The organism is bacterium, assembly GCA_024742285.1.
In the GTDB taxonomy this organism is placed as follows: Bacteria; Myxococcota_A; UBA9160; order UBA9160; family UBA4427; genus UBA4427.
Window position 1 is genome coordinate 363,180 of record JANSYR010000002.1, and the last position, 13,886, is coordinate 377,065.

Genomic DNA, 13,886 nt, shown 5'->3' on the forward strand with positions numbered 1-13,886 from the left:
CCGGCTGCGAGCGCTCGGCTAATTTTCCGGCTGCGGGCGCTCGGCTAATTTTCCGGCTGCGGGCGCTCGCCGGGGGCTCCGGCCGTGTGTGGTCGCCCGGTCGTCTCCGGCTGCGGGGGATCGCATGATCCTCCGCCGGCGGGTGCTCGCCGGGTTCGGGGTGGCTGCCTGAGAGGGCTGCGATCAGGCCCCGAGGGGCTATGAGGTGGGTTCAGTGCGGCTTCGGTGATTTCGCAGTTGACGTGAGCTGGCAGATTGCCGAAAAATCCGGACATGTGGAGCATCGCCGAAATCTGTGAGCGCGCCGGGCTCTCCGCGCGCACCGTCCGCTACTACGAGGAGATCGGGCTGCTGCCTGGGGTCCGTCGCAGCGAAGGGGGCCGACGGGTCTACGGGGAGGACGAGCTCGAGCGTCTCGCGTTCATCACGCGCCTCAAGACGCTCGGACTCTCGCTCAAGGAGATTCGCGACCTGAACGCGGTCTACGCGATCGGCGGCTCGACCCAGGCGATGCTCGAGCACCTGCAGCCGCTGCTCGCCGCCCATCTGGCGGACGTGGACCGGCGGCTCGAAGAGCTGACCGCGCTTCGCGGACAGCTCGCTCTCTATCGCGACCACATCGAGGCGCGGATCGCCGAGGGAGGCGACCCCGCCGGCGAGCGCGACGTCCCGAACGCCACCGACGCCGGACGCGACGTATCCGATCGAAGGAGTGCCACGGCATGACCGAGTCCGCTTCCCGTCCCCCGATCCGCGTCGTGACGGCGGCCTCGCTCTTCGATGGCCACGACGCGGCGATCAACATCATGCGGCGACTGCTGCAGGGCCTCGGCGCCGAGGTGATCCATCTCGGCCACGACCGAAGCGTCGACGAGCTCGTCGAGGCGGCGCTCGAAGAAGACGCCGACGCGGTCGCGCTCTCGTCCTACCAGGGCGGGCACATGGAGTACTTCCAGTACCTGGTCCAGCGCCTCGCCGAAGTCGGCTTGCCGCACGTGCGTGTCTACGGCGGTGGCGGCGGGACGATCACGCCGGAAGAGATCGAGTCTCTCCACCGGATCGGCGTCGCCCGCGTCTTCAGTCCGGAGGACGGCCGCATCCTCGGCCTCGAGGGCATGATCGCGACGATCGTCGACGAGTGCCTCGAGGCCCGTGTCGACCGTGAAGCGGAGCCCGCCGCAGGCCTCGACGAGGTCGCCACAGGAATCGCCCATGCGGCGCCGCGGGACGTCGGGCGACTGATCACGTTCTTCGAGAGCTACGCCGACGCGCACAAAGACGACGCGGAGCGCGTCCGCGCCCGCGTGGCCGAACGGGCGGGGGCGAAGGCGCCGGTCATCGGCTTCACGGGCACGGGCGGCGCGGGCAAGTCGAGCGTCGTCGACGAGCTCGTGATGCGGCTGCGTCGAGATGCGCCGGAGCTGAGGATCGCGCTCCTGCTCGTCGATCCGACCCGCAGGCGGAGCGGCGGCGCCCTGCTCGGCGACCGCATCCGCATGAACGCGATCGGGGGTGAGCAGGTCTTTGTCCGCTCGATGGCGACTCGGCGCGCGAACCTGTCGCTGGCAGCGGCCGTGGGCGATGCACTCGCGGTGCTCCGAGCGGCGGACTTCGACCTCGTCTTCCTCGAGACCGCCGGCATCGGTCAGAGCGACTCCGAGATCGTCGACCAGGTCGACTGCTCGCTCTACGTGATGACGCCGGACTACGGCGCGCCGTCGCAGCTCGAGAAGATCGACATGATCGACTACGCGGACCTGATCGTGCTGAACAAGTGCGACCGGAGGGGCGCGGCGGACTCGCTCCGGGACGTGCGCAAGCAGTGGCGGCGGAACCGGAACGCGATGACCACGCCGGATGCCGAGGTGCCGGTCTTTCCGACGGTCGCCCGGAACTGGAACGATCCGGGTACGGAGCACCTCGCCCGGGCCCTCGAGGCCCGGCTCGGTGCGCTCGGGATCGCGGCCTTCTCGGACACGGCCGCCCCGGTGTTGAGCGAGAACCCGGTCTCGGAGGCGAGCGGTCTCGTTCCCGCCTCGCGTCAGCGCTACCTCGCCGAGATCGCGGAGTCCATCCGGGGCTACCGAGCCCGCGTCGAAGAGGACAGCGCCGCCGCCGCGCGCGCCGATGGCTACGCGCGGGTACTCGCCGCCGAGGGGTACGTCCCGGCAGTGCCGCTCGCGCCGATCGAGACGCCGCCCGGCGACGACGTCGCGGCACGCCTTGCGGAAGGCTACGCCGCCGCAGCGGCCCGGGTCGAGCCGTCGCTGGCCGCATCGCTGGCCGCATGGCCCGCGAAGCGCGAGCAATACCGGGCCGATCGTCAGAGCTACACCGTCCGCGGTCGCGACATCGAGGTCGAGAACCGGACGACCACGCTCTCCGGCAACACGATTCCCAAGGTCGCGATTCCGCGGACCGACGACTGGGGTGACCTCGCGCGATACCTTTCGCTCGAGAACGTGCCCGGCTCCTTCCCGTTCACCGCGGGCGTCTTTCCGTTCAAGCGAAGCGGCGAAGACCCGGCCCGGATGTTCGCCGGCGAGGGCGGCCCCGAGCGCACGAACCGCCGCTTCCACTACGTCTCGGCGGGCCAGCCCGCGGCGCGTCTGTCGACCGCGTTCGACAGCGTGACCCTCTACGGCCGGAACCCGGCCGAGCAGCCCGACGTCTTCGGCAAGATCGGTAACTCGGGCGTGTCGATCTGCACCCTCGACGACGCGAAGAAGCTCTACTCGGGCTTCGATCTCGGCGCGCCGACGACTTCGGTCTCGCTCACGATCAACGGCCCCGCGCCGACGGTCCTCGCCTTCTTCCTGAACGCCGCCGTCGATCAGCGCGTCGAGCGCCATCTGCGCGAGGCCGGCGAGCTCGAGGCGGCGGTGGCGCGCTTCTCCGCTGCGCTCGAGGCGAAGGGGCAGACGCTGCCCGAGTACGCCGGGGATCAGCCTCCGACCCACGACGGGCTCGGCCTCGGGCTGCTCGGCATCCCGGGCGACCGGGTGGTCGACGCTCCGACCTACGCGCGCCTGCGGAGCGAGGTCCTCCAGTCCGTTCGAGGCACCGTCCAGGCGGACATCCTGAAGGAGGACCAGGCCCAGAACACCTGCATCTTCTCCACCGAGTTCTCCCTCAAGCTCCAGGGCGACATCCAGGAGACGTTCTGCCGAGAGAAGGTCTCGAACTTCTACTCGGTCTCGATCTCCGGCTACCACATGGCCGAGGCCGGCGCGAACCCGATCTCCCAGCTCGCCTTCACCCTCGCGAACGGCTTCACGTTCTGCGAGTACTTCCTCGCGCGCGGCATGTCGGTCGACGACTTCGCCTCGAACTTCTCGTTCTTCTTCTCGAACGGGCTCGACGCCGAGTACTCGGTGATGGGACGCGTGGCGCGACGCATCTGGGCCATCGCGATGCGCGAGAAGTACGGGGCCAGCGAGTCGAGCCAGAAGCTCAAGTACCACATCCAGACCTCGGGCCGTTCGCTCCACGCGCAGGAGATGGATTTCAACGACATCCGGACGACGCTCCAGGCGCTGACGGCGCTCCAGGACCAGTGCAACAGCCTCCACACCAACGCCTACGACGAGGCGGTCACGACGCCGACCGAGGAGTCGGTGCGACGGGCGCTGGCGATCCAGCTGATCATCAACCGCGAAGCGGGGCTCATGAAGAACGAGAACCCGATCCAGGGCGCGTTCGTGATCGACGAGCTGACCGATCTGGTCGAGGAGGCCGTCCTCCAGGAGTTCGAGCGGCTCTCGGAGCGGGGCGGCGTCCTCGGCGCGATGGAGACGCTCTATCAGCGCGGGCGGATCCAGGACGAGTCGATGGTCTACGAGCAGCTGAAGCACACGGGCGAGCTGCCGATCATCGGCGTCAACACGTTTCTGCCCGACGACCCGGCGGATCCGGTCCTCGACGACGACAAGCTCATGCGCTCTTCGGACGCGGAGAAGCAGGCGCAGCTCGATTCCCTCGCCGCGTTCCACGCCCGTTGGGCGGACGAGGCGCCCGCGGCGCTGGCGCGACTCCAGGAGAAGGCCCGGAACGGGGAGAACCTCTTCGACGAGCTCCTCGAGACGGTCAAGGTCGCGAGCCTCGGCCAGATCAGCGAGGCGCTCTTCGAGGTCGGCGGACGCTACCGCCGGGCGATGTAGACCTTCGACGGTAGGCCGCCTAAGTCACTGAAAACGAAATGGATGTCGGGCGGGACGGGGCTGCTAGACTCGGCCGCCCCGAGGTCCCGACGGACCGCACGGGCGCGACGCGGACCCCCACCCGGCCGAACGACCGGGTACCCGGAAACGGGCCGCGATCCCCAGCACAGGAGCCAACGAGATGGCCGATTCGAAGGGCGGCATCCGCGCCGCCGATCAGCTTTCCGAGTGGAAGGAACTCGCGAGCAAGGAGCTCCGCGGCAAGGACGTGGACGACCTCGTCTGGACCAGCCCCGACGGGCTCGACGTGAAGGCGCTCTATACCGCCGCCGACCTCGAGGGCCTCGACCATGCCGACACGCTCCCCGGCATGTTCCCCTTCCTGCGCGGTCCGCGGGCCACGATGTACGCGAACCGGCCCTGGACGCTCCGACAGTACGCGGGCTTCTCGACCGCCGAGGAGTCGAACCGCTTCTACAAGGCCAATCTGGCGGCGGGCCAGCAGGGGCTCTCGGTCGCCTTCGATCTCGCGACTCATCGCGGGTACGACTCGGACCACGAGCGCGTGACCGGCGACGTCGGCAAGGCCGGCGTGGCGATCGACTCGGTCGAGGACATGAAGATCCTCTTCGACGGGATCCCGCTCGGCGAGGTGACCGTCTCGATGACCATGAACGGAGCGGTGATCCCGGTCCTCGCGTCGTTCATCGTCGCCGGCGAGGAGCAGGGCGTCGATCGCAAGAATCTCGCGGGCACGATCCAGAACGACATCCTCCAGGAGTTCATGGTCCGCAACACCTACATCTATCCACCGACCCCGAGCATGAGGCTGGTCGCGGACATCATCGAGTACACGGCGAAGGAGATGCCGAAGTTCAACTCGATCTCGATCTCCGGCTACCACATGCAGGAGGCCGGGGCGACGACGGTCCAGGAGCTCGCCTTCACGATCGCCGACGGTCTCGAGTACGTCCGCGCCGCTCTCAGCAAGGGCATGGACGTCGACAAGTTCGCCGGCCGACTCTCGTTCTTCTGGTGCATCGGCATGAACTTCTACATGGAGATCGCCAAGATGCGCGCCGCCCGCCGGATCTGGGCCGAGCGCATGCAGAAGGAGTTCAAGCCGAAGAACGCCCGGAGCATGATGCTCCGCACCCACTCCCAGACCTCGGGCGCGTCGCTGACCGAGCAGGATCCGATGAACAACGTGATCCGGACGACGGTCGAGGCGATGGCGTCGGTCTTCGGCGGGACGCAGTCGCTCCACACGAACGGCTACGACGAGGCGGTCTCGCTTCCCACCGACACCGCGGCGCGCGTCGCCCGGAACACCCAGCTCATCCTCCAGGAGGAGTCGGGGATCCCGGCGGTCGTCGATCCCTGGGCGGGCTCCTACTTCATGGAGAACCTGACCCAGCAGGTCTACGAGGCGGCCAACGAGCTGATCGACGAGGTCGAAGCGCTCGGCGGGATGACGCAGGCGATCGAGCAGGGCATGCCGAAGCTCCGGATCGAGGAGTCGGCCACGCGTCGCCAGGCGCGCGTGGACTCGGGCGAGGACGTCATCGTCGGCGTCAACAAGTACCGCCTCGCGGAAGAAGACCCGATCGAAATTCGCGACATCGACAACACCGCCGTGCGCGAGTCCCAGTGCCGCCGGCTCGACGACATCCGGGCGAACCGGGACCAGGCCGCCGTCGACGCGGCGCTGTCCCACGTCACGGAGCTCGCGGAGAGCGGAGAAGGCAACATGCTCGAGGCGGCCGTCGCGGCCGCCCGCGTGCGCGCGACCGTCGGCGAGATCACGGAAGCGATGGAGAAGGTCTACTCTCGCCATCGCGCCGAGGTTCGCTCGGTCTCGGGGGTCTATCGCCAGATGTACCGCGACGAAGACGCGTTCGAGAAGGTGTCGAAGGACGTCGCCGAGTTCGGCGAGCGCCAGGGGCGTCGCCCGCGCATGCTCGCCGTCAAGCTCGGCCAGGACGGGCACGACCGCGGGATCAAGGTCATCGCGACCTCCTTCGCCGACCTCGGCTTCGACGTCGACGTCGGCCCGCTCTTCCAGACCCCCGAAGAGGCGGCCCAGCAGGCGATCGACAACGACGTACACGTGATCGGCGTCTCCAGTCAGGCGGCCGGCCACAAGACCCTCGTGCCCCAGCTGATCAAGGCCCTCGCCGACGTCGGCGCCTCGGACATCGCGGTCATCGTCGGTGGCATCATCCCGCCCCAGGACTACGACTTCCTGCGCGAGGCCGGTGTCTCGGCGATCTTCGGTCCCGGCACGCCGGTTCCGGACGCCGCCGCCGAGGTGCTTCAGGTCCTGAAGAATCGCGCCGCCTGATGCCTCCTCGGACGGGAGCGCCAGGCACGGCCGATCCCGCCGAAGTCGCCCGCGCGATCCGTGCGGGCGACCGGCGTGCGATGGCGCGGGCCATCACGAAGCTCGAGAGCACCCGCGACGAGGACTACGCGGCGGGTCAGGCGATCCTCGAAGAGATGATCGAGGACGCCGGAGATGCGATCCGTGTCGGCATCACCGGTCCGCCCGGCGTCGGCAAGAGCACCTTCATCGAGGCGCTCGGTCTCTACCTGGTGGAGCAGGGCAAGCGGGTGGCCGTGCTCGCGGTCGATCCGTCGAGTCCGGTGACCGGCGGCTCCATTCTCGGTGACAAGACGCGGATGGAGCGGTTGACCGTACGGCCGGAGGCCTTCATCCGGCCGTCGCCATCCGGCGGCTCCCTCGGCGGTGTCGCCCATCGGACCCGCGAGGCGATGCTGCTCTGCGAGGCCGCGGGCTACGACGTGATCCTGATCGAGACCGTCGGGATCGGCCAGTCCGAGGTCACGGTCGCCTCGATGGTCGACTTCTTCCTGGTGCTCCTGCTGCCTTCCGGTGGCGACGAGCTGCAGGGGATCAAGAAGGGCGTGATCGAGCTCGCGGACGCGCTCGTCGTCAACAAGGCGGACGGGCCGATGGAGCAGACGGCCCATCGCACGCGCGTCGACTACGCCAGCGCCCTGGATCTGATCCGCCAGACGAACGACGAGTGGCGCCCGGTGGCCCTCGCGGCGAGCGCGCTCAACGAGGAAGGGATCGCCCCGGTCTGGAACACGATCACGGAGCATCATGCGCTCTGTGTCGCCAATGGCGGCTTCGAGCAGCGTCGGCGCGATCAGGCCAAGGACTGGATGTGGAAGCTCGTGGACGAGGGGATCGCCCGGGAGTTCCGCGAGCAGCCCGGCATGGACGCGCGCATCGCCGAGCAGGAGGCCAGCGTCGCCGCCCAGAAGACGACGCCCGCCGCCGCGGCGCGGCTCCTTCTCGACGCCTTTCGGGCGCGCTGACCGACCGCCTGAGGGGGCAGGGCCGCGGCGGGGCACGGGAATTCCGGATCCGGGCTCAATCCGTCCCGCGGATCCGCCGATGAGGCCCTGAGCACCGGCGCGCAATGCGTCGGCAGGAGTCGCGGTCATGGTCCAGATCAACATGAGCAGCAAAGAGATCACGCTGAAGGTCGTCTACTACGGCCCGGCGCTCTCCGGCAAGACCAGCAATCTCCAGATGCTGCACGAGATGATGGACGAGTCGACGCGCAGCCACATGCTGACCCTCGACACGAAGGACGACCGCACCCTCTACTTCGACTTCCTGCCCGTCGAGTTCGACACGGTGGGGGGCTTCTCGGTCAAGATGAAGCTCTTCACCGTCCCCGGGCAGGTCATGCACAAGTCGACCCGCAAGGTCGTCCTCGCCGGCGCCGACGCGATCGCTTTCGTCGCGGACAGTCAGCGGAGTGCCGCCTCGGCGAACGCCTACTCCTGGCGCGACATGGAAGCGAACCTCAAGGCCCATGGGATCGACTTCGATTCGCTGCCCAAGGTCGTGCAGTTCAACAAGCGCGACATGCCCGACGTGAAGGATCTCGCCGAGATCAAGAAACAGTGGGGCGACACGCCGACCTTTCCGGCGATCGCGACCCGAGGCGAGGGGGTCGTGGAGACCTTCCGCGAGCTGATGCGCGTGCTCTACCGCGGGCTCGAAGACCGTCACGACTTCTCGGCGAAGTTCGCGCTCTCGGAGGAGGAGTTCCTCAAGGGCGTGATGAAGAACTTCAAGGGCACGTCCGCCTAGCCCGCGTGCTTCGGCGCTCCGCGCGAGCGTCGGCTGCCGCCCGCGACGGCCGCCACCCGCTCGCCGCTCCGCCGTGAACCCTGCGTCGCACCACGGGAATCCCGTGGACGCCGAGTCCTTGGACGCGCTCGGCCGCGTGATTGACACCCCAGTCAACCATGCCTATCGTCGACGCACCGTCACCCCCGGGTATTCCGCCCGGGTGCGCCCTCCAACCGCTGCCGGAACCGCGCGAGAGGCCTCGTCTCCTCTCAGGTCTGGACGGCGGGATCGCTAAGGTGAGCCTCTCCCCATGTCCAAGTCCGAACCCGATTCGCGGCCCGCGCGCGAAATCCAGGAGAGCGAGCCGGGACCCGGCCTCTCGACCATCTCCGAAGCGATCGACGACATCGCCGCCGGCAAGATGGTGATCCTCGTCGACGACGAGGACCGTGAGAACGAGGGCGACCTCGTGATCGCCGCGGACAAGTGCACGCCCGAGGCGATCAACTTCATGGCCAAGTACGGCCGCGGGCTGATCTGTCTTCCGATGGAGGAAGAGCAGCTCGAGCGCCTCAACCTCGCGATGATGGTGCCGGACTACGAGAACACCACGCCCTACGGCACGGCGTTCACCGTCTCGATCGAGGCCCGAGAGGGCGTGACGACGGGCATCTCGGCGGCGGATCGAAGCGCGACCGTGCTCGCGGCGGTGAACCCCGACGCGAAGCCCACGGACATCGTCCGGCCCGGGCACATCTTCCCGCTGCGCGCGCGACAGGGCGGCGTCCTCCGACGCGTCGGCCAGACCGAGGGGTCGGTCGACCTGGCCCGACTCGCCGGGTGCCACCCGTCGGGCGTGATCTGCGAGATCATGAACGACGACGGCACGATGGCGCGGCTGCCCGACCTGGTCGAGTTCGCGAAGGAGCACGATCTCAAGATCGTGACCATCAAGGACCTCGTCGCCTATCGCCTGCGCAACGAGCAGCTCGTCCACCGCTCCGCGGTCGCGAAGATGCCGACGAAGCACGGCGAGTTCGACGCGATCGTCTTCGAGAACGAGATCGATCACGTCGATCACATGGCGCTGGTCATGGGCGAGATCGACCCCGAGAAGCCGGTCCTGATCCGCGTGCATTCCGAATGCCTGACCGGAGACGCATTCGGCTCGATGCGCTGCGACTGCGGCGAGCAGCTCGACGCGGCGATGCGCATGATCTCGGAAGAGGGCGGCGGGATCATCCTCTACATGCGCCAGGAAGGCCGCGGGATCGGCCTCAAGAACAAGATCAAGGCCTACGAGCTCCAGGACAAGGAAGGGCTCGACACGGTCGAGGCCAACAACAAGCTCGGCTTCGGCGCCGACCTGCGCGACTACGGCGTGGGCGCCCAGATCCTCGCGGATCTCGGCGTGACGAAGATCCGGATCCTCACGAACAACCCCGGCAAGCGCGCCGGGATCAGTGGCTACGGCGTCGAGATCGTCGAGCGGGTTCCGCTCGAGATCGAGCCCAACGCCAGCAACCTGAACTACCTGAAGACCAAGAAGGAAAAGCTCGGGCACGTCCTGAGCTTCCGGTCCCAGGGCGAGTAGAGAGCAAGGAAGAGACGATGTTCAGTTCCGTAGAAGACGTGATCCAGCAGCTCAGCGACCAGGAGTACATCTGCGACAAGCAGATCGCGACGGTCGTCTTCCTGGCGCAGCAGCTCGGCAAGCCGGTGCTCGTCGAGGGGCCCGCGGGCGTCGGCAAGACCGAGCTCGCGAAGGTCGTCTCGAAGGCGCTCGGACGCGACATGATCCGCCTGCAGTGCTACGAGGGGCTCGACGAGGCGAAGGCGCTCTACGAGTGGGAGTACTCGAAGCAGCTCCTCTACACGCAGATCCTGAAGGACAAGGTCTCCGAGACGATCGCGGACGCCGGCAACCTGACGGAAGCCGCCGAGCGCGTCGGGGCCGAGGATTCGGTCTTCTTCTCGAACCGCTTCATCGTCCCGCGCCCGCTCATGCAGGCGATCACCTCGGACGACCCGGTGCTCCTGCTGATCGACGAGGTCGACAAGTCGGATCCCGAGTTCGAGGCGTTCCTCCTCGAGGTCCTCTCGGACTTCCAGGTGACGATCCCGGAGATCGGCACGATCGAGTCGAAGACGACGCCGCTCGTCTTCCTGACCTCGAACGATGCGCGCGAAATGAGTGATGCGCTCAAGCGACGCTGTCTCCACCTCTGGATCGACTACCCGAGCGAGGAGCTCGAGGTCCAGATCCTCGACCGCAAGGTGCCGAACATCGACAAGCGCCTCGCCGAAGAGGTCGTCCAGCTGATGAACAAGATCCGGGATCTCGACCTCAAGAAGACGCCGTCGATCTCGGAGACCCTCGACTGGGCCCGCGCGCTGCTCGCGCTGAATGCGGACGAGCTCGAGGACCAGATCGTCGGCGACACGCTGAACGTGATCCTCAAGTACGAGGGTGACGTCCAGAAGGCCCAGAACGAGCTCGCGAAGCTGATCGAGAAGAAGACCGCACAGAAGGCCGCCGAAGCGCCCCAGCAGGCCCCGGCGGAGTCGACCAAGAAGGGCATTCTTCACTGATCGCGCGCGCTTCGCGCGCTGTAGGGCGGACAGGCCTATCGCTTCGGCTTGATCTCGAACCGGACGAGCGAACGTCCAAGGCAGCTAGATGCAGAAGAAGATCATCGAGTTCACGAATCTCCTTCGGAAGAGCGGGATTCGTGTGTCCGTCGCCGAGGGGATCGACGCGTTCAACGCGCTCGACGAGCTCTCGCTGGACGACCGTGAGGTCTTCCAGGACGCCCTGCGTTCGTCCATGGTCAAGCGCGGGGACGAGATCCCGACCTTCGACGAGCTATTCAACCTCTTCTGGTCGGGCTTCTACGACAATCTGAAGGGCGCCTTCGGCGACATGGAGGGCGACCTCGCCAACATGGGCATCGATCTCGAGCAGCTGCTGAGCCAGCTCGCCGAGATGATGGAGAACATGGACGGCGACCTGGACATGGGCGAGCTGGCGCAGGCGCTGCTCACCCAGAACCTGTCGGAGCTCGAGAACATGATCCGCGCCGCGGCCGAGGACGCGGGCACGGGCCGGATCGAGAACATGCTCCAGGTGGGCTTCTTCTCCCGCCGCACGACCGAGCAGCTCGGCCTCGAGGGCGCGCAGCAGGACCTCGAGAACCTCGTCGAACGCATGAAGGCGATGGGGATGGGCGACGAACAGATCCAGCAGATGCAGGAGATGATCCGCAAGCTGATGGAGACGGTGCGCCGCACGGTCCGCAACTTCACCGAGCGGGAGCTGCAGCAGCAGAACCACAACTACATGGAGAAGTTCCGTCGCGAGATGCTGACGGAGAAGAGCTTCTACCACCTGACCGAGGAAGAGATCCAGAAGATGCGCGAGGTCGTGACGCGGCTCGCGCAGCGGATCAAGAACATCCTCTCGATCCGGAAGAAGCGGCTGAAGCGCGGAAAGCTCGACCTGCACCAGACGCTTCGCCGGAACATGGCCCGGGGCGGGATCCCCTTCGAGGTCGTCTACAAGACCCGACGCAAGGACCGGCCGAAGCTGATCATCATGTGCGACGTCTCGTCGTCGGTGGCGAACGTCTCGCGCTTCATGCTGCAGTTCATGTACAGCCTGCAGGAGGCCTTCACGAAGATCCGCTGCTACGTCTTCGTCGCCGAGCTCGGCGAGGTGACGGAAGTCTTCCACGACAAGGACGTGAACAGCGCCGTCGAGAAAGCCCTCGACGGGGGCGACGTGATCAACGTCTATACCCGCAGCAACTTCGGCTTCGCCTTCCACGAGTTCTGGAAGAACCACCTGGCCGCGGTCGACAACAAGACGACCGTGATCATCCTGGGCGACGCGCGCAACAACTACAACGACGCGAAGGCCTGGTGCATCCGGGACATCCAGAACAAGGCCAAGAACGTCGTCTGGCTGAACCCCGAGAGCCCCTCGGCCTGGGGATTCGGCGACTCCGTGATGGACCGGTACATGCCGTACTGCGACATCGTGGAGGAGTGCCGGAACCTTCGACAGCTGTCCAAGGTCGTCGATCAGATCGTGCTCTGACCTTGCCAGGGTGGGGAGGCCCTGCCGCTCTCCGCGGGACGGATGCTTGCTCGCTGCTTCGGGCGGCCTAGGTTCGGGGCATTGCTCGGTCGGGTATCTTGCCTGAGGGCCGCTCGTCGATCGTTCTTATCGGCGGTGTAGGAGGTTGGGGATGAGTGCTTCTGAGGCGATGGATTCGGGGCCGGACGCGACGATCTCGGAGGAGCTCGAGCGGACGATGAAGCGGGGCGTGGCCGAGAAGGACGAGGCCTCGCTCCTCCTGGTCGCGATTCGGGACGTGGCCGTCGTGTCGGCGCTCCTGTCGCTCTTCGCCGCGGCGGAGGCGTGGGCCACGGTTTCTGGGCTGGCCTTCGCCTCGCTCCTCGCGACGGTCGACGGCTTCCTCGTCGGCGCTGCGACGACCGCGCTGGCCCATGAATGGGGGCACTTCGCGGGGGCGCGGCTCGGAGGAGGGCACGCGCCGCTCAAGCCGCTGGCCGGCTTCCTGCCGCTCTTCGACTTCGACTACGCCGCCGACGAGGCCAACAACGAAGGCCGCGGCTTCGAGTGGATGAGCCTCGGTGGGAACATCGCCCACGTCGCCGTCCCGCTCTTCTATTTCCTCGCGCTCCCGACCAACGGCCCGGGGACCGCTGCGCTCGTCGGCGGCGCCGCCGGCTTCGCCGTCTTCTCGAGCCTCGTCGAGTGGCCCGTGATCGCCCGGACGCGTCAGGGGATGCCCGGCCTGAAGGCCCTCGGCACGATCCCGAGAGATTTCGTCCCCCGCTACACCCCCTGGGCCGTCGGCGCTGCCTTCCTGCTCTTCCTCGTTCTCTGAAGCGCGCTTCGCGACGAGGCAGCGCGTATCGCTCCCGGCGCAGGCTCGGCGTCCCAGGACGTCAGGGGCGTTCAGGGGGCGATCCGGTTTCTGCCGTACGCTCGTGGGTCGACCTGACGCGGTAGACGCGCAGGTCCGGATCGCCGTCGTAGCTGAGCTCGAAGAAGCGTGGATCGTGGCGACCGAGCAGGTACAGCTCGACCAGCAGGGAGCTCGCCACCTCGCCGCTCATCACGTAGGCCTTGAAGTTCGACGCTCGCGAGTCGAGGGCCATGACGAGAACGGAGTCGGCTTCGTGGGGGGCGCCGATTCCCGCTCGAAATGCCCGTCTCGAGTGACGATGAAGCGTGAGATCGCCAGCTGGCCGAATCGCCCCCGGCGAAGGTCGAGCGCCGCGGTCCCGTTGCGCGCGAAGCGTGGCGCGCGGTGCGCGAAACGCGGTGCCTGGTGCGCGCGAAGCAGAATCGCGAACTGGCCCATCGCGCGTCGACGACAGGCGTCTACGCGCGCACCGTTGCGAGCATTGAAGGGCCCTGTTTCGATGCGTTCGCTGAAGGGACAGATGCGTCCGCTCCTCAGCGTCCACGATCCACATCCACCTACAAACTCCCACCCACCAAAGAAAAGCGCCCGCTTCGATTGCTCGAAGCGGGCGCTGGTCAGGGGGAGAGGCGGCGGACTCATTCAATGGGG

10 protein-coding genes are annotated in these 13,886 nt (G+C 67.3%); 9 read left to right on the forward strand and 1 reads right to left on the reverse strand.

Annotation, left to right across the window (positions count from 1 at the left end):
• Positions 1-273: 273 nt before the first annotated feature.
• From NXI30_05485 to NXI30_05525, 9 genes are all read left to right on the forward strand, one after another.
• Positions 274-726, forward strand: coding sequence for a MerR family transcriptional regulator (locus NXI30_05485; protein ID MCR9093646.1), 453 nt, complete (start codon positions 274-276; stop codon positions 724-726).
• Positions 723-4,160 carry a methylmalonyl-CoA mutase family protein gene (locus NXI30_05490; protein MCR9093647.1) on the forward strand — a complete coding sequence of 1,146 codons (3,438 nt, stop codon included), beginning with the start codon at positions 723-725 and terminating at the stop codon, positions 4,158-4,160. Before NXI30_05485 ends, NXI30_05490 begins: the two co-directional genes overlap by 4 nt.
• A 181-nt stretch (positions 4,161-4,341) precedes the next feature.
• Entirely contained in the window at positions 4,342-6,504 is a 2,163-nt protein-coding gene (gene scpA / locus NXI30_05495; protein ID MCR9093648.1) for a methylmalonyl-CoA mutase, read from the forward strand.
• Complete coding sequence (gene meaB / locus NXI30_05500) at positions 6,504-7,508, forward strand: methylmalonyl Co-A mutase-associated GTPase MeaB (GenBank protein MCR9093649.1); 1,005 nt, start codon at positions 6,504-6,506, stop codon at positions 7,506-7,508. Before scpA ends, meaB begins: the two co-directional genes overlap by 1 nt.
• Positions 7,509-7,635: 127 nt before the next feature.
• Positions 7,636-8,295 carry a gliding motility protein gene (locus NXI30_05505; protein ID MCR9093650.1) on the forward strand — a complete coding sequence of 220 codons (660 nt, stop codon included), beginning with the start codon at positions 7,636-7,638 and terminating at the stop codon, positions 8,293-8,295.
• Positions 8,296-8,587: 292 nt separating this feature from the next.
• The gene (locus NXI30_05510; protein MCR9093651.1) at positions 8,588-9,871 is read left to right on the forward strand and encodes a bifunctional 3,4-dihydroxy-2-butanone-4-phosphate synthase/GTP cyclohydrolase II; all 1,284 of its coding nucleotides are present in this window, start codon (positions 8,588-8,590) and stop codon (positions 9,869-9,871) included.
• Positions 9,872-9,888: 17 nt separating this feature from the next.
• Complete coding sequence (locus NXI30_05515; GenBank protein MCR9093652.1) at positions 9,889-10,869, forward strand: MoxR family ATPase; 981 nt, start codon at positions 9,889-9,891, stop codon at positions 10,867-10,869.
• 88 nt (positions 10,870-10,957) lie between these two features.
• Positions 10,958-12,376, forward strand: coding sequence for a VWA domain-containing protein (locus NXI30_05520; GenBank protein MCR9093653.1), 1,419 nt, complete (start codon positions 10,958-10,960; stop codon positions 12,374-12,376).
• A 151-nt stretch (positions 12,377-12,527) separates the two neighbouring features.
• Positions 12,528-13,193 carry a hypothetical protein gene (locus tag NXI30_05525; GenBank protein ID MCR9093654.1) on the forward strand — a complete coding sequence of 222 codons (666 nt, stop codon included), beginning with the start codon at positions 12,528-12,530 and terminating at the stop codon, positions 13,191-13,193.
• Between the two features lie 61 nt (positions 13,194-13,254).
• Here NXI30_05525 and NXI30_05530 read toward each other — a convergent pair whose 3' ends face one another.
• Positions 13,255-13,467 (reverse strand): hypothetical protein, encoded by a 213-nt coding sequence (locus NXI30_05530; GenBank protein ID MCR9093655.1) that lies wholly within the window; start codon positions 13,465-13,467, stop codon positions 13,255-13,257.
• Positions 13,468-13,886 lie beyond the last annotated feature (419 nt).